This is a genomic window from Bizionia gelidisalsuginis (assembly GCF_008086185.1).
In the GTDB taxonomy this organism is placed as follows: domain Bacteria; phylum Bacteroidota; class Bacteroidia; order Flavobacteriales; family Flavobacteriaceae; genus Bizionia; species Bizionia saleffrena.
Window position 1 is genome coordinate 135,588 of the sequence record NZ_VSKN01000004.1, and the last position, 21,292, is coordinate 156,879.

The following is a 21,292-nucleotide window of genomic DNA, read 5'->3' on the forward strand; positions in this document are numbered from 1 at the left end:
TATGTCGATTAAATCTTTACTCGCAAAACCGTTTGCGTATTTTACGTATCTAACCATAAAAAAGTGGGCCGGACAGCCCCTTAAAACGCAAGAAAAAGTCTTTAAAGACTTGATCCAGCAAGCGGCAAACACACAATTTGGAAAAGATCATAAGTTTTCTGAAATTACAACCTACGAGCACTTTGTAGCTCGGGTTCCTATTCGCGATTACGAAGATTTAAAACCGTATGTAGAGCGCGTTGTTGCAGGCGAATCTAATATCTTATGGCCAGAAAAACCGTTGTATTTTGCAAAAACATCGGGAACGACGTCTGGGGCGAAGTATATTCCTATTACAAAAGAAAGTATGCCGAACCATATTAAGGCCGCAAGAAATGCGATTTTAATGTATATTCACGAAACAGGGAACTCTAGTTTTGTAGAGGGTAAAATGATTTTTTTACAAGGGAGTCCCGTTTTAAAGACGGAAAACGGCGTACAGTTAGGGCGATTGTCTGGAATTGTAGCGCATTACGTCCCTAAATACCTTCAGAAAAACCGAATGCCGTCTTGGGAAACTAATTGTATCGACGATTGGGAAGCGAAAGTATCGGCTATTGTAGATGAAACTTTTTCTGAAGATTTAACGGTGATTTCAGGAATTCCGTCTTGGGTACAAATGTATTTCGAAAAACTTCAGAAGAAAACCGGAAAACCAGTAGGCGACGTCTTTAAAAACTTCAATTTATTTATATATGGCGGGGTCAATTACGAACCATATCGTGCTAAATTCGAAGATTTAATCGGAAGAAAAGTGGATAGCATAGAATTGTATCCGGCAAGCGAAGGCTTTTTTGCGTTTCAAGATTGCCAAACAGAAAAAGGAATGCTGTTGCAGCTAGATTCTGGAATGTTTTACGAATTTGTTGAAGCCGATTCGTTTTTTCATGAACAACCGAAACGCATCACAATTAAAGACGTTAAAGTGAACGTTAATTACGTAATGCTAATCTCTTCCAATGCTGGGTTATGGTGTTATAATATTGGTGATACTGTACAGTTTACAAGTATAAAACCGTATCGTATTATTGTGTCTGGGCGCATTAAACACTTCATTTCGGGGTTTGGTGAACATGTTATTGGTAAAGAAGTGGAGTGTGCGTTGCAAGAGGCGATGGCATCAGAAAATGTAAGTGTCTCAGAATTTACGGTAGCCCCTCAAATTAATCCGGAGTCCGGACTTCCGTATCACGAATGGTTTATCGAATTTGAAAAAGCACCAGAAAACGTAAGCGTGTTATCCCTAAAAATAGACCGCGCTTTACAAGAACAAAATAGTTATTATCGAGATTTAATTGAAGGAAAAGTCCTTCAGCCTCTAAAAATAACCACAGTGCAAAACAACGGGTTTCAACAGTATATGAAATCTATCGGAAAATTAGGGGGGCAAAACAAATTACCGCGTTTATCGAACGACCGAAAGATTGCCGATGCATTACAAAAACTTAGTGTTGAGAAATAATACTATATTTGCACGTTAAACAGCGTATATGAAGAAAGAAAAATTTCATGTAAGAACTAGAGCACAAGAAAGCTCTAATGCCATTGAGCGTATGTATATTACTATGCGCCATTTGTTTAATAGAGGGTTTTATAAACCAATGGGGATTTCGGGCGAAACTTTGCGCGAAGCCCTTTTGGTATTGAGACCCGAAATTTATGGCTCTATTGCCGATGAAAAAGCGGAACTGGAAGGATTGTTATATGTAATAGACAGGTTGCCTTACGGAATTGAAGAGTGTCGTTTTATAAATTTAACCAGTAACGAAGGCTATACAGACTCTCACTTTGAAGTGATTATTCCTTCAAAACGTAGACGAAACTGTTACCGTATCGATAACGAACAAATGAATATTGAAATTACCAGGGGACGCTCTGAGATTTACGATATTTTAACACACTTAACCTTTTTGTTTATAGAGTCTCATAAAATAAGTAAGCGAGTCCTTATTGACGAAAAAGGAAATACAACACGCGATTGGCAAAAACTAGAAGTTGCCGTTTTAACCGAAGATAAATTAACGCTAAAAGAGCGCGAAGTAGCTATTACACATACCGCAAATATTTTAGGTCGTACGTTCGAGCAAATTAAATTGGCGTATACAAAGTTTGCAACTCCCCAGCAACCTGAACGTTTTCTACATATTATTTATTGGTTGGGGAAACTAGCCATCGATGAGGTGGTCTTTAATAATAAACGTACGGTAACGTTTAGTCCGGTATTACGAGAGCGCTTAGGGCACCATATTCACGGAGAAATGTGGGCAAACACGATAAAAGAAACCTTAGAAAAGCATAATTTATTAGCGCGACCAATACATATTATTAGTGCAAACTTACATAGTGTTATGAACACGTTGTACGCGCCGTTAGCTTTAAAACCGACGAAGAGCGAAAAAAATATTTTTGTAACCTACGAGAACTTAAGTAATCCTGAAAATGAGTCGTTACGAAAAAAAGTAACGGTAAAAGCGTTGGAGCAAGGAATGATTTTTATTAAGGACACCTCTGGAACCAACATTGATGTCCAGATATTTGATACTGCGAAATTAGACTTAGAAGCCTTAGATCTCGGAGTTAAAAACCCCGACGCAGATAAAGAAGCACCCGTGCTTTTTGTTATGGATTATGCTTTTGGAGAGCAGGCCTACGAAACGATAGATGAACTCTTAAAGCCTTACAAGTCTCAAAAGGAGGATATTCTTTTAAATGTGGAATCCGTATCTATAATGGGGAAAGCAGGTATTTTAGAAGGAGGGAAAGGCGATATTATGATTCCGTCGGCGCACATTTTTGAAGGTACGGCCGATAATTATCCGTTTAAAAACAAATTGTGTAAATCAGATTTTGAAGGTGAAGGTCTGGACGTGTACGAAGGAACAATGATTTCTGTTTTAGGAACATCGCTTCAAAATAAAGACATTTTAAAATTCTTCCACAATTCAACATGGAATGTCATCGGACTGGAAATGGAAGGGGCGCATTACCAAAAGGCAATACAAGCCGCCTCGAAAGTAAGACGTAGCATAAACCCAGAAGTAAAAGTAAGATATGCGTATTATGCTAGTGATAATCCTTTAGTAACGGGAAGCACCTTAGCTTCTGGAGGTTTAGGAACATCGGGTGTAAAACCAACCTATTTAATAACAAGAAAAATATTACAGCAAATATTCAATAAAAGTTCTTAAACTATTAATTAATGTCTAATAATCCCAATACCCCAGTGAACTCAGGTAACAATAGTACCAACAGTAATAACGCGAACAATAACAATAACAATCAATCTGAAGAAGTCGATTTAATCGTGTTTTTCAATTTAATTGGCAATGGAATTCAAAAAGTCATTAATTTTTTTGGATCCCTATTTATAGGCCTCTACGCTTTTTTTATAGCCTGTATTAAAGTGATTTTTGTAAACATTAAAATCATTGCAATTGTGGTAATAGTAGCTTTAGCAATAGGTTTTACGTTAGATAAAGTAAAAGACCAAGTCTATTATTCTGAGATGTTTGTAGTGCCTAATTTTGAGTCTAAATATGTTTTAATAGAGAATATTAATTATTTTAATTCCCTAATTAAATTAAAAGATACTGAGGAGCTTTCACAACAATTCAATATTACTGCTAAAGAATCGGAAGCGCTTGTCGAGTTTGAAATCGAAGCAGCACCGGAGTCTAAAAATGAACAATTGAAGGAGTTTGGTTTATTTATGAAAGATTTAGATAGTGTAACGCGATCTAAAGTTGACTATGAGATTTATTTAGACAATAGAGATTTATACTCTGCTGAAATGTTTTTACTCCGTGCACGGACTAAGAATAATAAATTATTTATCAAATTAGAAAAGGGACTCTCCCAATCTATAAATAACGACTATTCAGACCTTAAAAAGCAAGAAAGAGACTCTGTTTTACGTTTAGAAAAAGAAAATTTAGAGGTGTCGTTAGCAGCGATTAGAAAAATTAAAGACACCTATTTAAGTGTTTTAGAAAAAGAATCAGAAAAAACGTCGGTCTCGTCAAACTTAGGAAACGCCTTAGGATTACAAGTGGAGAAGACGCAAACAAAAGAAGATGAGCTGTTAGCACAAGAGATTGCAACGTTACATCAGTTAAGTGAAATTAAGAGAGAGTTAGTGCTTAAAAACACAATTTTTGATAAAGTGTCGTCTTTCAGAGAAAAGGGAATTGTTGAGAATATATGGTATAAGAAGTATAAAATAATAGTACCTTTATTTGCGTTAATAGTTCTCGGTTTTTTTAGTGCGCTATTCACCTTTTATAAACATGTCATCCGTTATAACTAATTAATTTTTATGAGTGAAATAGATAAACAAGACCCTAAATCGAATACAGAGGAAGTCGATTTGGTCGTTTTTTTTAATTTAATAGGTAATGCTTTTACACGTTTATTTAACTTTATAGGGCGCATTTTAAAATCTATTTTGTCGTTTATTATTTCCATATTAAAAGTCATTATTAGCTTTTGGAAACCGGTGTTTATTATACTTATTGTTTTTGCTGGTTTAGGCTATATGTTAGAGCGCACCAATAAACCCATATACAGTTCAGAAATGTTGGTGGAGCCCTATTTTGGTTCAAAATACCAGTTGGTCTCCAATATCAATTATTTTAACGCATTAATTGCGAACAAAGATTATAACGCGCTAAATACCATTTTTGATAATGACAGCACCGATGTAGAAGTCAATAAATTAACGGCGTTTAGAATTGAACCAGGACCAGAATCAGAAAATGATAAATATTTGGCCTATCAAGCGTTTATGGTGCAGCTAGATAGCACCCGAACCACCGACCCGATAAGTTATGATGTGTTTGTAGATAACAGAAGTATTTATACCAGTAATTTACTTACAATAGTAGCAGAGTCCTCCAAAAAAGATATTTTTAAAGACTTAGAATCTGGAATTAGTTCGGCATTCTCCAATGCGTTTTCAAATGCAAAAAAGATTAAAGAAGAAAAGCTTTATGCGCTTCAACGTGATAACATTCAGGAAAACTTAAATGAAGTCGATTCCTTACAGCGCGTTTATATTAATCTTTTAAGAGAAGAAGCGGAGAGACCCAATCAAGAAGTTAAATTAGGAGCGTTGTCTTTAAGTCCGGAGCGATCAAGCACTAGGGAATACGAGCTTTTGGAGAAAGAGATCGCGTTGCGCGCAGATTTACAAGAAATTGAAGAAAAAATTATTTCAAAAGATGTGTTTGTAGATGTCATTTCTACCTTTCAATCTATTGGTAACCGAGTGAATAAAATAAGTGAAAAGTATACCATAATATTCCCTTTGGCGGCATTTGTGTTTTTATGCTTAGGGTTCGTAATTAACCGTGTCGTTATTTTTGTAAATAACTATAAGGAGTAAATGGGTTGTTATACGTGCGTTTTAAATGGCACTCATTCAATGCTTGTTTTAGAAGCACAGACATACCCAAGTATAGGTAATTACTTGGAGTGCTTTGCGGCGTTTATATCACGATCAGGGTTTAGCCTACTTCAATAATTGTCGTTTGTTTGCTTATTTGTTTGTTTGTTTCAAAAGAACGATTCTCCGTTTAAAATGCTATTTTTACGTTTTATTGTAACTCAATCGATTATTTTTTTGAACACAGACAAGCAACGCTTATGTTAGACCCACAATTAAATCAACAGAAAAAAGCTTTACTAATCACAGGCGGAGCCGGTTTTATAGGCTCTCATGTGGTACGGCTTTTTGTAAATAAATATCCGCAGTACCATATTTTCAATTTAGACGTGTTAACGTATGCGGGCAATTTAGAAAACCTTAAGGATATTGAATCTTGCGAAAACTACACGTTTTTAAAAGCGGATATCACCAACGAAGAACAGATTAACACGCTGTTTAAAACGCATCAATTCGAGGGAGTAATACATTTAGCCGCTGAAAGTCACGTTGATCGCTCTATCGCGGATCCTATGGCGTTTGCAAAAACCAATGTTTTAGGAACGATGATTTTGCTTACTGCGTTTAAAAACCTATGGCAAGATACGTGGGAAGACAAATTGTTTTATCACGTAAGTACCGATGAGGTGTATGGCTCTTTGGGCCAAACAGGATTGTTTACCGAAACAACAGCCTACGATCCTAATTCTCCATATTCCGCTTCAAAAGCAAGCTCCGACCATTTTGTGCGTGCGTACGGCGAAACCTACGGATTGCCTTATATAATAAGTAATTGCTCGAATAATTACGGCCCAAATCATTTTCCTGAAAAATTAATTCCATTATTCATCAATAATATCATTCATAATAAACCATTGCCCGTATATGGCGATGGCAATTATACTAGGGATTGGTTGTATGTATTAGACCATGCGCGTGCAATAGACATAGCATTCCATAAGGGGACAATAGGAGAAACGTATAATATTGGTGGTTTTAACGAGTGGAAAAATAGCGACTTAGTAAAATTGTTATGCAAACAAATGGATAGTGCGTTAGGAAGAACAAAAGGAACTTCTGAAGCGTTAATAACCTACGTAAAGGACCGTCCGGGTCACGATGTGCGCTACGCTATCGATGCCAATAAAATTAAAAACGAATTAGGTTGGGCCCCTTCTGTAACCTTCGAGGAAGGTTTAGAAGCAACGATAGCCTGGTATATGGCAAATGAAGAATGGTTGGAACAAGTCACCTCAGGGGCGTATAAAACCTATTATAGCAAACAATATAACTAAGTAACACAGACACTCAAGAATGAAAGGTATAGTATTAGCAGGCGGTTCAGGAACACGTTTACACCCTTTAACATTGGCGGTAAGTAAGCAATTAATGCCTATTTACGATAAACCAATGATTTATTATCCCTTATCGACTTTAATGTGGTCTGGGATAAAAGAAATCTTAATTATTTCGACACCGCAAGATGTCCCGTTGTTTAAAAAATTATTAGGCGATGGGTCACAATTCGGTTGTCGTTTTGAATATGCTGTACAAGAACATCCTAATGGTTTAGCCGAAGCGTTTATTATAGGTGAGGACTTTATCGGTGACGATAAAGTGGCGCTTATTTTAGGCGATAATATTTTTCACGGTACAGGACTAGAAAAACTATTACAAGCAAATAGCGATCCCGACGGCGGTATCATTTATGCCTACCATGTTTTAGATCCGGAACGCTACGGAGTGGCCGAATTTAATACGGAAGGGCAAGTGATTTCTATTGAAGAAAAACCAACAAAACCAAAATCTAATTACGCTGTTCCAGGGATCTATTTTTACGATAATAGCGTAATAGAAATTGCCAAAAGTATCGAGCCGAGTCACCGTGGTGAATTGGAAATTACCGATATTAATAAAGCGTATTTAGAGCAAGGCAAACTTACCGTTAGTGTTTTAGATAAAGGAACCGCTTGGTTAGATACCGGTACTTTTAATTCGTTAATGCAAGCCTCACAATTTGTACAAGTGATAGAAGAGCGTCAAGGTTTAAAAATTGGGGCACTAGAGGAAGTGGCTTACAAAATGGGGTATATCAATAAAGAACAATTAAAAACGCTTATCGAACCCCTTATAAAAAGTGGTTACGGTAAACACTTATTAAGTATTTTAGAGCAATAAAATTAAAAGGTAATGAAAGCAGTCCCAACGCAATTAGAACAGTGTTTTATTATAGAGCCAACCGTTTTTAACGATGCGCGAGGTTATTTTTTTGAAAGTTTTAATCAAGAGACCTTTAATGCGCTCATTGGGCAATCGGTGACGTTTGTTCAAGACAACGAGTCGTATTCTACAAAAGGGGTGTTGAGAGGGTTACATTTTCAAAAAGGAAATTGGGCACAAGCCAAGTTGGTAAGAGTGGTTAAAGGTCGGGTGTTGGATGTGGCCGTTGATATTAGAAAAGAGTCCCCAACCTACGGGCAGCATTTTTCGGTAGAATTAACAGAAGACAATAAGAAACAATTATTTGTCCCCCGCGGCTTTGCTCACGGTTTCGTCGTGCTTAGCGATACCGCCATATTTTCGTACAAATGCGATAATTATTACAATAAAGCATCTGAAGGCGGAATAATGTACAACGATGCGGCTTTAAATATCGATTGGCAATTACCTTCGAAAGCACTTATAATTTCTGAAAAAGATGCTATTTTGTCAACATTTGAAAATGCTATTTTATGAAAAATATTTTAGTAACAGGAGGAAACGGTCAGTTGGGCTCAACATTTAAAGACGCGAAGCACAAGGCTAACGAAGCCTTTGTTTTTGTTGATAAAGAAGCATTAGACATTACTAATAAAGAGGACCTTCAAGCATTTTTTGCCAAGCATAATTTTCAATATTGTATTAACTGTGCGGCGTATACTAATGTGGAGCACGCCGAAACAGATCGGGAGACTGCTTTTTTAATTAATGCGGAAGGGGCAAAGTATTTGGCTGAGGTATGTCGCGATTTTAAGACAACGTTAATTCATATCTCCACTGACTACGTGTTCGACGGTACTAAAACGTCACCGTATGTAGAAACGGATAGCACAGCACCGATTAATGTGTACGGCGCCTCAAAATTACTGGGTGAGCAGCACGTAAAAGAAACGCTATCTAATCATTTTATTATTCGCACGTCTTGGTTGTACTCTAAGTTTGGTAAAAATTTCTTAAAAACGATGGCTAGAAAAATGGAAGAGCATGCCGAATTAAAAATTACAACGGCCGAAGTAGGTACACCTACAAGTTGTGTAGACCTGGCAGACTTTGTACTTCATAATATCCGTACAGAGAATACAGCCTATGGGACGTACCATTTTAGTAATGAAGGAGAAGTCACGTGGTTCGATTTTGGCGTTGAAATCGCCACACATTTTAAAGACTATAATCCAGCAAATATAACCCCAGTCGACGCTTTTAAAACACAAGCACAGCGACCTAAATATAGCGTGATGCGTAAATCTAAAATCCCGGAGCGCTATTGCCATAATTGGAAAACGAGTCTTGAACGCGTTATTAATACCTTAAAATAAGGGTGATAATCGCTATTATTGGTATAGGTAATATTGAAGCCAAATAGAAGAATGCAATCTTAAATGTTGTGTTGAGACAGAATAACAGTCAATTTAAGCAGGAAGAATTTTTATTATTATTTCTGAATGGATGTTCAAATGCTTCAGAGGTAAAAAAAGAATACAATCTCGATGTAATACAAAATATAAAATCTTGACAATCAATCTATTGTGTTGATATTGAACATCATGAGTTTCTTCCTTTAGACTGGGAGTTACTCTCAAAAAATAACACGATTATTTTTGACTTAAAAAGTGTATTGCCTAAAGCCATAGCTATCTCAAGGCTAAGTAAGATATATATACTACTGGTTTACAAGTCTTTAAAAGCGGCTATAAATTCTTTATTCTTCCGAGAGAAACTAAGATACAATCAAGATTATCGGGGTCAGTCTTAGTATTTAACATTTAATATAGTACTTTTGCAAATTATATGTCAAGCTAGATAATCAATTTACTACGTTCTAATAATGAAAAAAAACCTCATCATTTTTGGTACGCGACCAGAGGCTATTAAAATGGCGCCTTTAGTTAAAGCGTTTTTAAAGCAGTCCGGTACGTTCGAAACCAGAGTCTGTATCACCGCTCAGCATCGAGAAATGTTAGATCAGGTATTGTCTTTTTTTGAGATTACACCGGATTACGATTTAGATTTGATGACACCAAACCAAAACTTGTATTCCTTAACGGCAGATATTATTACGAATCTTAAACCGATACTTGAGGAGTTTAAACCCGATTATGTGTATGTGCACGGTGATACGACAACTACAATGGCAGCGAGTATTGCAGCCTTTTACTCTGGAGCCAAAGTATGCCACGTAGAAGCAGGATTAAGAACTTTTAATAAGCGTTCTCCGTTTCCAGAGGAAGTGAATAGAAGTATTGCAGGTGCTATTGCCGATTATCATTTTTCACCAACAGCGACATCGAAACAAAATTTACTAAACGAAAACATTAAAGAAGAGGCTATTTTGGTAACCGGTAATACGGTAATCGATGCGCTTCAGTTTAGTGCGGAAAAAGTGACTTCAGAAACGTATTCAGATATCGAAATAGACGCCCTTAAAAGTGTCGTCGATAGTTCTAAAAAGTTAGTATTAGTGACGGGACACCGTAGAGAAAATCACGGTCAGGGATTTATAAATATTTGTAGTACACTAAAAGAGATCGCCTTACAGAACAAAGCGGTGCAAATTATTTATCCCGTACACTTAAACCCTAAGGTGCAAAAACCAGTATACGAATTATTAGAGGGGATCCATAATATACAGTTAATCGATCCGTTATCCTATCCAGCATTTGTTTGGTTAATGGGCCAATCGTATTTAATTATTACCGATAGTGGCGGCGTGCAAGAAGAAGCGCCAAGCTTAGGGAAACCCGTTTTAGTAATGCGTGAGACTACCGAAAGACCGGAAGCAGTAGCAGCCGGTACAGTATGCTTAGTCGGTACAGATAAAAGTAAAATAGTAACAGAAGCGAACCGTTTATTAAACAATACGGAAGCGTATTCAGAAATGAGTACGTTACACAATCCGTATGGCGATGGAACGTCGTGTCAGAAAATAGTTGAATTTATTTCAAAGTTATAATTATGAGTAAACGTCCAAGCGTTGTAATGATTGGTTTAGGGTATATTGGTTTGCCAACGGCAGCTTTAATAGCTCAAAATAAAACCTATGTACACGGTGTCGATATAAACCCTAGTGTTGTAGAAACAATTAACCAAGGTAAAATACATATTGTAGAACCAGAACTAGACACAGCTGTTGCAGAGGCGGTAAAAGAAGGTTATTTAAGGGCGGCAACAACACCTGTTGAAGCAAATACCTATTTAATAGTGGTGCCAACGCCTTTTAAGGCTAAAAACGAACCAGATATTTCTTTTGTAGAAGCGGCAACGAGAGCAGTAGTGCCTTTATTAAAGAAGGACGATTTATATATTATAGAATCGACATCTCCAGTGGGAACGACCGAAAAGATGATGCAGCTAATCTATACCGAACGCCCAGAATTAGATGGCAAAATTAACATCGCCTATTGTCCAGAACGCGTATTACCAGGAAATGTAATGTATGAGTTGGTCCATAACGATCGCGTTATTGGTGGTGTAAACGAAAAAGCGACCGAAAAAGCATTGGCGTTTTATAAGCAGTTTATAAAAGGGGCGTTACATAAAACAAATGCACGTACCGCAGAAATGTGCAAATTGGTAGAAAACGCGTCGCGAGACGTACAAATAGCCTTTGCCAACGAGCTATCGCTAATTTGTGACAAGGCAGATATTAATGTTTGGGAGTTAATAGATTTAGCAAATAAACACCCCCGTGTAAATATTTTGCAACCTGGTTGTGGTGTAGGCGGACATTGTATCGCCGTAGATCCTTATTTTATTGTAGCCGAATACCCAATGGAGTCTAAAATTATTGGTACAGCCAGAGAGATAAATAATTACAAATCGTTTTGGTGTGCCGAAAAAGTGCAAACAGCTAAATTAGAATTCGAGTTAAAACACGGCCGTAAACCAAGTATCGCCTTAATGGGCTTAGCGTTTAAACCCAATATTGACGATTTAAGAGAGTCTCCGGCCAAATATATCGCGCAAAAAGTATTACAAAACGCAAATAACGAAGCGTATTATATTGTAGAACCCAACATAACAGACCACAAAGTATTTAAATTAACACCGTATAAAGACGCTGCAAAACAAGCAGATATTATAGCATTTTTAGTCGCTCACGATGAGTTTAAAACGCTAGAAATAGCGGAAGATAAGGTGGTATTGGATTTTTGTGGGGTTTTTAAATAGGTAATTGAAAAATATGAAGAGCGTATTATTGGTATTTATTTTAGGGGTTGTTTTGGTTTCTTGTGAAAGGGATATGTTAACACATCATCTTAATACTGGATTAGAAGAATTAGAGCATTCAAGACCTATTAATGAAAAGTTAGTAAGTAATTATGAAATTAAAAAATTAGGGTTTTTTAACCTAGGGCATAACAAATATAAAATGGCTCTATTATTAAATGATAATATTGAACCTGAAATGGTTGAGGCATATACGTTAGGGATGCATATTAAAAGTGATAGTCTTCAATTATTACCCAAAGGAAAAAATTATATAAGTCTAGACACCACTGTTACTTTAAAGACTTTTAACAATCATAATTATATAATAAGAGAATTTAAAACGCCTATAAAGCAGATAACAAGCTTACGTATATTTCTTTATAACTTAGGTGTTTATAAAAAAAGAGAAGGTAATCAAGTTGTGATTAGAAATATTGGACTTTAAAATAAACTGACGAATTGAGATAAATAAAATAATTTGAAACAACAAATAAATAATCCAATAGATGTTTCTTATCGCAGACACATAGCTAAAACAATCACTTGGCGAATAGTCGGAACTATAGACACCATTATCTTATCTTGGTTAATATCGGGGGATCCACTTATCGGTTTAAAAATTGGGTTCGCGGAGGTAGTTACCAAAATGAGTTTATATTATCTTCATGAAAGAGTTTGGTTCAAAATAAACCTGTCTAAAGAAAGGGTTAGATTGGAAAGTAGGAAACGTCACTTTGCTAAAACTATAACTTGGAGAGTCATAGGTACAATGGATACGATGTTATTAGCTTGGTTGATAACAGGAGATCCATTAACTGGTTTAAAAATTGGATTGGCGGAGGTAGTTACCAAAATGGGGTTATATTATTTTCATGAACGCATTTGGTATAAGCTCAATTATGGATTAAATAGCAGAGAATAAAGAAATCATGGAAAAAAATATAAAACCTCATAGTTTTGGCTTAAAGAAAATAGATCGACAACTTCTAAATAAGCATAATTCGTTTTTAGTTTGGTTTACGGGTTTGTCGGGATCAGGAAAGTCAACAATTGCAAATGGAGTTGAACAAGAGCTTTATAAAAAAGGAGTTAAAACATATATTTTAGATGGAGATAATATTAGAAACGGTATTAATAGTGATTTAAGTTTTTCTCCTGAAGATAGAACACAAAATATTAGAAGAATTGCAGAAGTTTCAAATTTAATGATAGATGCGGGTATAGTAGTCTTAGCGGCGTTTGTGTCTCCATATAAAAAAGATAGGGATAACATTAGAAGTGTCGTTAAAGATGTTAACTTTGTTGAGGTTTATGTTAATGCTAGTATAGAAGAATGCGAAAAAAGAGATGTCAAAGGATTGTATAAGAAAGCTAGACGAGGAGAAATTAAAAATATGACTGGGATTTCGGCGCCTTATGATGCACCGGAGAACCCTGATATAGAAGTGCAAACGGAAGATGAATCGATTGAAAAAATCGTTCAAAAAATCGTTCAATATATTACACCAAAATTATTAAATAAGCAATGAGTAAGTATTATTTAAATTATTTAGATGAATTAGAGAGCGAGGCAATCTATGTTTTACGAGAAGTGTGGGCTCAATTTGAAAATCCTGTGATACTATTTTCCGGAGGAAAAGATTCTATTTTAGTAACACATTTAGCTAAGAAAGCTTTCTATCCTGCAAAAATACCTTTTCCATTACTGCATGTAGATACTGGGCATAACTTTCCTGAAACTATTGAATTTAGAGATGATATTATTGCAGATTTGGGAGCTAAACTTATTGTAGGGTCGGTTCAAGAATCTATAAATGATGGTCGTGTGGCAGAAGAGAAAGGTAAAAATGCTACGCGTAACGCCTTACAGATTACTACACTACTTGATGCTATAGAGACTAATAAGATAGATTGTGCTATTGGTGGTGCCCGTCGAGATGAAGAAAAAGCACGAGCTAAAGAACGTTTTTTTTCTCATAGAGATGATTTCGGACAATGGGACCCTAAAAACCAACGTCCAGAACTTTGGAATATCTTTAATGGAAACCATTTTGAAGGTGAGCATTTTAGAGCTTTCCCCATTAGTAACTGGACAGAAATGGATGTTTGGAATTATATTAAAAGAGAAAATATTGCAATTCCATCATTATATTTTGCACATAAAAGGGAAGTGGTTTGGAGACAAGGTTCTTGGATTCCGAATTCCGAATTTTTAATATTAGAAGATCACGAAGAAGTGGTGACCAAGAAGATCCGATTTAGAACATTAGGAGATATTACTATAACTGGTGGTATAGAATCTGATGCCGACACTTTAGAGAAAATCGCCGATGAGGTTGCAGGAATGCGCCAAACCGAAAGAGGTAACAGAAGTGATGACAAACGTTCAGAATCGGCTATGGAAGACCGTAAGCGTCAAGGTTATTTTTAATCAATTTTTAATACATTATCCTAAACTTTGTTCAGGTTTATATATATAGTTTCATGTTAGATAACAATCAATTATTACGTTTTACAACAGCGGGAAGCGTAGACGACGGTAAAAGCACATTAATAGGACGTTTATTGTACGATTCAAAGTCTATTTTTGAAGACCAATTAGAGGCCATTGAGAATACAAGTAAAAAGAAAGGACACGCAGGCGTAGATTTAGCCTTGTTTACAGATGGTTTAAGAGACGAAAGAGAGCAAGGTATTACTATAGATGTCGCTTACAGATATTTTACAACTCCTAAGCGTAAGTTTATTATCGCAGATACTCCAGGGCATATTCAATATACTAGAAATATGATTACGGGTGCTTCGACCGCAAATGTAGCAACTATTTTAATAGATGCAAGACACGGGGTTATAGAGCAAACCAAACGGCATGCGTTTATTGCTTCTCTTTTACGCATACCACACGTTATTGTTTGTGTAAACAAGATGGATTTGGTAGAGTTTTCTGAAGACGTTTTTAATACGATTGTTGCTCAATTTGAAGAAGTTGCATCTAAGCTTCTGGTTAAAGATGTGCGCTACATTCCAATGAGTGCGCTTTTAGGGGACAATGTCGTTAATAAATCTAAAAATATGGTATGGTATCAATCAGCTCCAATGTTGCATACTTTAGAGACAATGCATATTAGTAGTGATATTAATAAAGTTGATGCAAGGTTTCCTGTACAAACAGTATTGAGGCCACAAAATGATACGCACAGAGACTATAGGGGATATGCAGGAAGAATCGCTAGTGGGGTGTTAAGAACAGGAGATGAAATTACAGTAATGCCTTCCGGGTTTACGTCAAAAATAAAAACAATAGACACTTTAAATGGATCGCTAGCGGAAGCGTTTGCACCGATGTCTGTGTCCATAACCTTAGAAGACGATATCGATGTGAGTCGTGGCGATATGATTGTGCGTTCTAATAATAAACCGCAAGCATCGCAAGATATTGAAGTTATGTTGTGTTGGTTAAATAATGATCCAGCAAATCCAAGAACAAAATACAGTATTCGTCATACTTCTAACAGTCAAAAGGCAATGATAAAAGAAGTGGTTTATAAAATTGATATAAAAACATTAGGTAGAGTTACAGACGACAATCCGCTTAAAATGAATGACATTTCTAAGGTGAAAATACGAACTACGAAGCCCTTAATGGTAGATTCGTATAGAGAAAATAGAACAACAGGTAGCTTTGTTCTCGTGGATGACACAACAAATGAAACTGTTGCGGCAGGAATGATTGTTTAAATCTACATTTTATGAATTATACTGAACACTTAGAATTAATTCTCAAAGCTACTAGAGAAGCTGGAGAGGCTATTTTAGACGTTTATTATTCCAACGATTTTAATATTGCAATAAAGGGTGATGAAAGCCCTATTACAAGAGCAGATAATATAGCTCATAATATAATTGAATCGTATTTAAAACAAACCCCCTATCCAATTTTATCAGAGGAAGGAGCTAAAATACCTTTTAATAATAGAAAAGATTGGAATTTGTTTTGGATGGTCGACCCTTTAGATGGAACAAAAGAGTTTATTAAACAAAACGGAGAGTTCACTGTTAATATTGCACTAATTGAAAATGGTAACCCCATATTTGGAGTTGTATTCGCTCCCGTTTTAGATAAGCTATACTATGGGGGTGAGGGTTATGGAGCACACTTAATTTCTGAAAACGGTACAAGCAAATTAACTAATAGTAAAAATAAAATTGGAAAAACAAGGATTGTCGCCTCACGATCACATTTAAATGTAGATACAGAAAACTTTATTAATACATTTAACGAAGTGGAAATTATTTCTATGGGTAGTTCTCTTAAATTCATGATGTTAGCAGAAGGCAGGGCAGACATATACCCTAGATTTGCACCAACTATGGAGTGGGATACAGCTGCAGCTCATGCTATTTTAAAAGCTTTAGGTAAGGACGTTTTCGAGCCAACAACAAAATTTCCTCTAAGGTATAATAAAGAAAATTTATTAAACCCCTTTTTTATCGCTAAATAGTTAATGAGAAATATAAATACCAATAAAAAAGAAATTTTAGATAAAGGACTCAAAGTTTTTTCTATTAGAGTTCTTGGTTATGGCTTCGGGTTTTTGTTTACTTTAATTGTAGCTAACAAATACGGAGCTAGAGTTCAAGGTGTTTTTGCAATAGCGTTTTTATTTTTATCAATAGGAGCTATGATTTCCAAATTGGGTATGGAAACATCTTTGGTAAAGTGGATTGCTAGTACTTTAGAGATAGAAGTAAAAAAAAATTTATATATTAAATCTTTACAATTAACTATATTTAATTCTGTACTTATTGGATTTGTTTTATATTTTTTAGCACCTTCTATAGCTTTAATGTACAATAAACCTGATGTAGAGAATAGTATTAAATTAGCTGCTTTAGCCATTCCTTTCTTAGCCATATTAGATGTTAGTGGTAGCTATTTTAAGGGTGAAAAAAAAACGAATACGTTTGGAATGTATTTCCATTTTGCTAAGTTCTTATTTCCTTTTATCATCATTCTTATATTCTTATATGGTTCTATTTACATTATAGAGGCTCCAATTTTGGCTTACTTAATAGGCTTATTTATGGTTTCATTTGTAATAATGATTCACATATTTAAAATACTTAAAGGAAAGCCTAGAAAGATTAATGAGAGATTTTCTTTTAAATTTATGTTCCTGGAATCCTATCCAATGATGGTGTCTTCTGCTATTGTTATGATTATGGGGTGGAGCGATGTATTTATTTTGGGTTTTTATGCCTCAGAAGAGCAAATAGGTGTGTATAGCACAGCAATTAAGTTGGCTACGGTAGTTTCTTTTACGTATAATGCTATTGCAACTATAGCAACACCAAAAATTGCCGCATATTATCATAATAATAAGTCTGAGGAGTTAAAAGAGACCGTGGCTTTTTCCTCGAAAATGATGGTTTATTGTGGTTTTCCAATTTTTACGGTTATATTTTGTTTTCCCGAGTTTATTTTAAGTTTCTTCGGTGAAGAATATGTGGCAGGAAAAACCGTTTTAAGAATATTGCTTTTTGCTCAATTAACAAATGTAATTACGGGTCCCGTTGGTCCAATTTTTCAAATGACTGGACATCAAAAAAAATTGCAAAAAATTATAACAATGTCCTTAATTTTTAATATTGTTTTAAGTTTAGTATTAGTACGGTTTTTTAAAATGGAAGGTGTTGCATTGGCAAGTGCTGCAGGTATGATGTTATGGAATGTTTTAGGTGCGTATTATATAAGAAAAAGATTGAATATAAGAACTTGGGTGAAATTTTAAGTGGTAGGAAATGAAATGGATTAAATACATAGCACACCCGCATGCTTACATATTATTTTTTATAATAGTAAGCCTTCTTGCTTTTATTCCTAATGGATTAGGGTGGCGAGGCGATATGCTAGGCTATACTGCTAGTTATTTGGGTCTATACGTTCTGTATATTCTATTCTATTTTATAGGGTACTATTCGGCCAAAAAAGTTACTGTCGTAGAGTACAAAAAAGTTAGTCTATCAACAATAAACATATTTCACTTAATTTACCTAGTGTCTTTATTGTTTTTCATATTGAAATTTATTTACATCTCTGGTATTCCTATAATTAGTGATAACAGATTTTTGCGTATTAAACTGTCACAGTTAGGCGGATTCGTCGATTTTCCTACAAAAGCGTTGTCATTTTTAGGTATAATTGCCTATTATTTCTACGTAATACGAAAAAATAATTTATACCTAATTCAGTTTTTTATATCTATTCTTTTAAATATACTCTTTGCTGAAAGAGCATTAATAGTTTTCACCATTGTAGGCGCTTTAGTTATCTATCTTAACTACTATCAAGTCAGTTTAAAAACGTTTAAGAGAGTTTTGTTTACAGGGGTTTTAGTATTATTCTTAATCGGTTGGGTGCAAATACTGCGACACGGGGGAAAGAATCACTTAAATTTGTCGGGTGAAATGTCAACTGCAGAAGTCGCAGCTTGGGTAGTACACGGGGATTTAACAGGTTCGCAAAAATTTGGGGCCTATATAGTGGATAAGTTAGATGGCGAAAAACTAAACGGGAAATACACGTTAGGTATTTATCTGTCTTTATTTATACCTAATTATAAAGATCACGGGGCATCTTATTTGCAAAAAAATTACACAAAATCGAGAACAGCACAATCTGCGGCTATACCGTTTAGCTACTTTATGGATTTTGGTTATTATAGTTTAATTTTTCCTCTGATTATAGGTTACATTTCTAGATTTTTTTACGAACGTTTTAGAAATCTCAATTCCCCTTTTTATATCGTTATTTATACCGCTTTTTTCTTCAACTTACTGTGGAGTGTAAGAGCAGGAAACTTCCCCGTAGATCCTAAATTAGTTTATTTTATAATCGTAGCGGTATTTATATTTAATCCAAAAGCAAATAGAAAATTAAACAATCAATTAATTCAACTTATTAGAGTGTTCTTTTTACTAACACTAATAGTAAGTTTCATCGCTTTAATTATAAGATGGTAATGAATAGAAAAAATAATGTATTTAATCAGGTGCTGTACGTAGCTCCAAATTTCAAACGAAGGAAAGGAGGAATAGCTAGTGTTTTGGAATTGTATAGTCAAAAAGTGGGAATTAACTTTAATTTTTATCCATCTGCTTTTTTTCAAAACACAATATTAAACTTTCTATTTCTTCCTTTTTCTCTCTTTTATTACTGCTTTTATCTGCTTTTTAATCCAAAACTAAAAATAATTCATATCCATGGCGCTTCAAGAGGAAGCTTTTATAGAAAGTATTTTTACATTTTAATTTCTAAAACGATTTTTAAAAAAAAGATGATTTACCATATTCACGGTGCCGAGTATCATTTGTTTTATAAAAATGCTTCTTTATTTGTTAGAAAAAGAATAGAGCACATAATTGAAATGAGTGACGCCTTAATAGTGTTATCCGAAGAATGGAAAGATTATTACTTTAAAACCTTCAATAAGGAGAAAATATATGTAGTCAATAATATTGTAGAAAAAAGAGAGGTTTTTAAAAAACAAATAAACCCAATTATTAGTATTCTTTTCTTGGGAAAAATAGGGCAAAGAAAAGGCGTTTTTGATTTGTTAGAAGTATTGAAAATACATAAAAATGAATTGTTAGGTTTAGTAAATATTAATATTGGTGGCAATGGAGAAACAAGTTTATTGAAACTAAAAATAAAAGAATTTGAATTAGAGGATATTGTTAATTATGTTGGATGGGTAACTGGAGATAAAAAAGATTTATTATATAAATCAAATGATGTTATTATTTTACCATCCTATAACGAGGGTTTACCCATTTCCTTACTGGAGGCGATGAGCTATGCAATGCCTCTTATCTCTACTAATGTGGGTGGAATACCACAAATATTAGAAGATAAAGTGAATGGAATAATGATAGAACCAGGAAACAAAGAACAGATTTTTGAAGCAATCAAATTCTATGTTGATAATCCAAATAAAATAGTTAATCACGGTGCTAATTCTTATATGAGAATTACACCTTTTTTTCCTGAAGAAGTTATGAAACAATTAGAAATTATTTACAACGAAATTTAAGTGCAGCTTATGGTTTTTAAGGATTTTATAAATAACTCGATGAAATACGGTCTATTCTTTAAAAAGAGATTACGCCAAATAAAGGAATATCAAATATTGACTATAGATGAAGAGGAGGAACTAAAAAATGAATTGTTAATAAAGCATATTAAAAATGCTTATGGTAAATCTTTATTTTATAAAAACTTATATAATAGCTATGGTGTTAATTTAAATCAAATTCAAAATAAGGAAGATTTAGTAAATCTACCTATCATAACTAAAGAGTTAATAAAAGATAATGTTAATGATATTTATACAGGCAATAAATTTATAAAACATACCTCTTATACTAGCGGTACTACGGGGTCTCCCCTAAAAGTTTATTATAGTTTAAACTGTGTTTTAAATGAAGCGAGTTATAATGAGGTATTTAGAAATAATGCTGGCCATTTTTATGGAGACAGAGTAATTTCGTTACGAGGCGCTTTAAATGGAAAAGAGAAAGAATATTTTGACAAATTCAACAATACTTTGTATTTATCTAGTTATCATATAAAACCTGAAAATGCAAAATGGTATTTTGAAAAGATAAATTTATTTAAGCCAAAAACAATTTTAGCTTACCCCAGTTCACTAGAGGCTTTATCGAATGTGTTTTTGAGGCATAATCTTAAAGTTGATATACCATTAGCTTTTACTTCATCAGAAACACTATACCCACATCAACAAGATAAGATTGAAAAAACACTAGACACTAAAATTTTTGATAGATATGGGAATGCAGAACGTACAATATCATTAGTCCAGAAGACTCATAGGGGAGAGTATATTTTTCCTAAACTGTATTCAGTAAATGAGTTTATTAGCGAAGGGGAGATTTTTACCACAAACTTAATTAATAGAGAGTTTCCATTAATTAGATATCAAGTTAACGATATTATAGAGGTTAACAGAAACAATAAAGTTAAGCAAATTGGGGGTAGGGTAGACGATTGCATTATTACTAAAGATGGTCTTCAAATAGGAAGTGCCGCTATGTCTCTAGCTTTTAAACAAGTTCCTAATATATTAGTTTCTCAAATTATTCAATATACCATAGAAGAGTTAATTGTAAATATAGTTGTTAACGACAAATTCTTGGACAAAGACGAAATTTTTTTAATAAAAGAGATTCAACAACGTTTGAACAGCACAGTAAAGTTATCAATTAACAGGGTTAGGGAAGAAAATATTATTAAAACTTCAAAAAATAAGTATAAATTAATTGTAAGTCATTTAAATAAATAGT

20 protein-coding genes are annotated in these 21,292 nt (G+C 34.4%); all 20 read left to right on the forward strand.

Annotated features, from left to right (window positions below; genetic code table 11):
* The first annotated feature begins 1 nt into the window (after nucleotide 1).
* On the forward strand, nucleotides 2-1,501 hold the full coding sequence (locus ES677_RS04655; RefSeq protein ID WP_148369866.1) for a GH3 auxin-responsive promoter family protein: 1,500 nt from the start codon (nucleotides 2-4) through the stop codon (nucleotides 1,499-1,501).
* A gap of 28 nt (nucleotides 1,502-1,529) precedes the next feature.
* Nucleotides 1,530-3,227 carry a DUF6909 family protein gene (locus ES677_RS04660; RefSeq protein ID WP_148380566.1) on the forward strand — a complete coding sequence of 566 codons (1,698 nt, stop codon included), beginning with the start codon at nucleotides 1,530-1,532 and terminating at the stop codon, nucleotides 3,225-3,227.
* An 11-nt stretch (nucleotides 3,228-3,238) separates the two neighbouring features.
* Entirely contained in the window at nucleotides 3,239-4,345 is a 1,107-nt protein-coding gene (locus tag ES677_RS04665) for a hypothetical protein (RefSeq protein WP_148380567.1), read from the forward strand.
* Between the two features lie 9 nt (nucleotides 4,346-4,354).
* Nucleotides 4,355-5,422: a DUF2273 domain-containing protein gene (locus ES677_RS04670; protein ID WP_148380568.1), complete on the forward strand. Its 1,068-nt coding sequence runs from the start codon at nucleotides 4,355-4,357 to the stop codon at nucleotides 5,420-5,422.
* Between the two features lie 260 nt (nucleotides 5,423-5,682).
* Nucleotides 5,683-6,756, forward strand: a complete 1,074-nt coding sequence (gene rfbB, locus ES677_RS04675) for a dTDP-glucose 4,6-dehydratase (RefSeq protein ID WP_148380569.1) — start codon at nucleotides 5,683-5,685, stop codon at nucleotides 6,754-6,756.
* A gap of 19 nt (nucleotides 6,757-6,775) precedes the next feature.
* Nucleotides 6,776-7,639, forward strand: a complete 864-nt coding sequence (gene rfbA / locus ES677_RS04680) for a glucose-1-phosphate thymidylyltransferase RfbA (protein WP_148380570.1) — start codon at nucleotides 6,776-6,778, stop codon at nucleotides 7,637-7,639.
* Nucleotides 7,640-7,651: 12 nt separating this feature from the next.
* Complete coding sequence (gene rfbC / locus ES677_RS04685) at nucleotides 7,652-8,197, forward strand: dTDP-4-dehydrorhamnose 3,5-epimerase (RefSeq protein WP_148380571.1); 546 nt, start codon at nucleotides 7,652-7,654, stop codon at nucleotides 8,195-8,197.
* Nucleotides 8,194-9,036: a dTDP-4-dehydrorhamnose reductase gene (rfbD, locus tag ES677_RS04690; protein WP_148380572.1), complete on the forward strand. Its 843-nt coding sequence runs from the start codon at nucleotides 8,194-8,196 to the stop codon at nucleotides 9,034-9,036. The genes rfbC and rfbD overlap by 4 nt, the downstream gene beginning before the upstream one ends.
* 509 nt (nucleotides 9,037-9,545) lie before the next feature.
* A complete protein-coding gene (gene wecB, locus ES677_RS04695; RefSeq protein ID WP_148380573.1) occupies nucleotides 9,546-10,670 on the forward strand; it encodes a non-hydrolyzing UDP-N-acetylglucosamine 2-epimerase in 1,125 nt (374 codons plus the stop codon).
* Nucleotides 10,671-10,672: 2 nt separating this feature from the next.
* Nucleotides 10,673-11,887, forward strand: coding sequence for a UDP-N-acetyl-D-mannosamine dehydrogenase (gene wecC / locus ES677_RS04700; protein ID WP_148380574.1), 1,215 nt, complete (start codon nucleotides 10,673-10,675; stop codon nucleotides 11,885-11,887).
* A 13-nt stretch (nucleotides 11,888-11,900) separates the two neighbouring features.
* A complete protein-coding gene (locus tag ES677_RS04705; RefSeq protein ID WP_148380575.1) occupies nucleotides 11,901-12,374 on the forward strand; it encodes a hypothetical protein in 474 nt (157 codons plus the stop codon).
* A 33-nt stretch (nucleotides 12,375-12,407) separates the two neighbouring features.
* On the forward strand, nucleotides 12,408-12,851 hold the full coding sequence (locus ES677_RS04710; protein ID WP_246124372.1) for a DUF2061 domain-containing protein: 444 nt from the start codon (nucleotides 12,408-12,410) through the stop codon (nucleotides 12,849-12,851).
* 7 nt (nucleotides 12,852-12,858) lie between these two features.
* Complete coding sequence (gene cysC, locus ES677_RS04715; RefSeq protein ID WP_148380576.1) at nucleotides 12,859-13,458, forward strand: adenylyl-sulfate kinase; 600 nt, start codon at nucleotides 12,859-12,861, stop codon at nucleotides 13,456-13,458.
* Nucleotides 13,455-14,360, forward strand: a complete 906-nt coding sequence (gene cysD / locus ES677_RS04720; RefSeq protein WP_148380577.1) for a sulfate adenylyltransferase subunit CysD — start codon at nucleotides 13,455-13,457, stop codon at nucleotides 14,358-14,360. Before cysC ends, cysD begins: the two co-directional genes overlap by 4 nt.
* A gap of 53 nt (nucleotides 14,361-14,413) precedes the next feature.
* Nucleotides 14,414-15,667: a sulfate adenylyltransferase subunit 1 gene (locus ES677_RS04725; protein WP_148380578.1), complete on the forward strand. Its 1,254-nt coding sequence runs from the start codon at nucleotides 14,414-14,416 to the stop codon at nucleotides 15,665-15,667.
* Nucleotides 15,668-15,678: 11 nt separating this feature from the next.
* On the forward strand, nucleotides 15,679-16,431 hold the full coding sequence (gene cysQ, locus ES677_RS04730; RefSeq protein ID WP_148380579.1) for a 3'(2'),5'-bisphosphate nucleotidase CysQ: 753 nt from the start codon (nucleotides 15,679-15,681) through the stop codon (nucleotides 16,429-16,431).
* Between the two features lie 3 nt (nucleotides 16,432-16,434).
* Nucleotides 16,435-17,721: a flippase gene (locus ES677_RS04735; RefSeq protein WP_148380580.1), complete on the forward strand. Its 1,287-nt coding sequence runs from the start codon at nucleotides 16,435-16,437 to the stop codon at nucleotides 17,719-17,721.
* A 10-nt stretch (nucleotides 17,722-17,731) separates the two neighbouring features.
* Nucleotides 17,732-18,952 carry an O-antigen polymerase gene (locus ES677_RS04740; protein ID WP_148380581.1) on the forward strand — a complete coding sequence of 407 codons (1,221 nt, stop codon included), beginning with the start codon at nucleotides 17,732-17,734 and terminating at the stop codon, nucleotides 18,950-18,952.
* Nucleotides 18,953-19,266: 314 nt separating this feature from the next.
* Nucleotides 19,267-20,022 carry a glycosyltransferase family 4 protein gene (locus ES677_RS04745; protein WP_394349289.1) on the forward strand — a complete coding sequence of 252 codons (756 nt, stop codon included), beginning with the start codon at nucleotides 19,267-19,269 and terminating at the stop codon, nucleotides 20,020-20,022.
* Between the two features lie 39 nt (nucleotides 20,023-20,061).
* Nucleotides 20,062-21,291, forward strand: a complete 1,230-nt coding sequence (locus tag ES677_RS04750) for a phenylacetate--CoA ligase family protein (RefSeq protein WP_148380583.1) — start codon at nucleotides 20,062-20,064, stop codon at nucleotides 21,289-21,291.
* Nucleotide 21,292 lies beyond the last annotated feature (1 nt).

Excerpts from the sequence above, each read along its gene's own strand:
- ES677_RS04655 (WP_148369866.1), top strand. The coding sequence starts at position 2 with ATGTCGATTAAATCTTTACTCGCAAAACCGTTTGCGTATTTTACGTAT.
- ES677_RS04660 (WP_148380566.1), top strand. The coding sequence starts at position 1,530 with ATGAAGAAAGAAAAATTTCATGTAAGAACTAGAGCACAAGAAAGCTCT.
- ES677_RS04665 (WP_148380567.1), top strand. The coding sequence starts at position 3,239 with ATGTCTAATAATCCCAATACCCCAGTGAACTCAGGTAACAATAGTACC.
- ES677_RS04670 (WP_148380568.1), top strand. The coding sequence starts at position 4,355 with ATGAGTGAAATAGATAAACAAGACCCTAAATCGAATACAGAGGAAGTC.
- rfbB (WP_148380569.1), top strand. The coding sequence starts at position 5,683 with ATGTTAGACCCACAATTAAATCAACAGAAAAAAGCTTTACTAATCACA.
- rfbA (WP_148380570.1), top strand. The coding sequence starts at position 6,776 with ATGAAAGGTATAGTATTAGCAGGCGGTTCAGGAACACGTTTACACCCT.
- rfbC (WP_148380571.1), top strand. The coding sequence starts at position 7,652 with ATGAAAGCAGTCCCAACGCAATTAGAACAGTGTTTTATTATAGAGCCA.
- rfbD (WP_148380572.1), top strand. The coding sequence starts at position 8,194 with ATGAAAAATATTTTAGTAACAGGAGGAAACGGTCAGTTGGGCTCAACA.
- wecB (WP_148380573.1), top strand. The coding sequence starts at position 9,546 with ATGAAAAAAAACCTCATCATTTTTGGTACGCGACCAGAGGCTATTAAA.
- wecC (WP_148380574.1), top strand. The coding sequence starts at position 10,673 with ATGAGTAAACGTCCAAGCGTTGTAATGATTGGTTTAGGGTATATTGGT.
- ES677_RS04705 (WP_148380575.1), top strand. The coding sequence starts at position 11,901 with ATGAAGAGCGTATTATTGGTATTTATTTTAGGGGTTGTTTTGGTTTCT.
- cysC (WP_148380576.1), top strand. The coding sequence starts at position 12,859 with ATGGAAAAAAATATAAAACCTCATAGTTTTGGCTTAAAGAAAATAGAT.
- cysD (WP_148380577.1), top strand. The coding sequence starts at position 13,455 with ATGAGTAAGTATTATTTAAATTATTTAGATGAATTAGAGAGCGAGGCA.
- ES677_RS04725 (WP_148380578.1), top strand. The coding sequence starts at position 14,414 with ATGTTAGATAACAATCAATTATTACGTTTTACAACAGCGGGAAGCGTA.
- cysQ (WP_148380579.1), top strand. The coding sequence starts at position 15,679 with ATGAATTATACTGAACACTTAGAATTAATTCTCAAAGCTACTAGAGAA.
- ES677_RS04735 (WP_148380580.1), top strand. The coding sequence starts at position 16,435 with ATGAGAAATATAAATACCAATAAAAAAGAAATTTTAGATAAAGGACTC.
- ES677_RS04740 (WP_148380581.1), top strand. The coding sequence starts at position 17,732 with ATGAAATGGATTAAATACATAGCACACCCGCATGCTTACATATTATTT.
- ES677_RS04745 (WP_394349289.1), top strand. The coding sequence starts at position 19,267 with ATGATTTACCATATTCACGGTGCCGAGTATCATTTGTTTTATAAAAAT.
- ES677_RS04750 (WP_148380583.1), top strand. The coding sequence starts at position 20,062 with ATGAAATACGGTCTATTCTTTAAAAAGAGATTACGCCAAATAAAGGAA.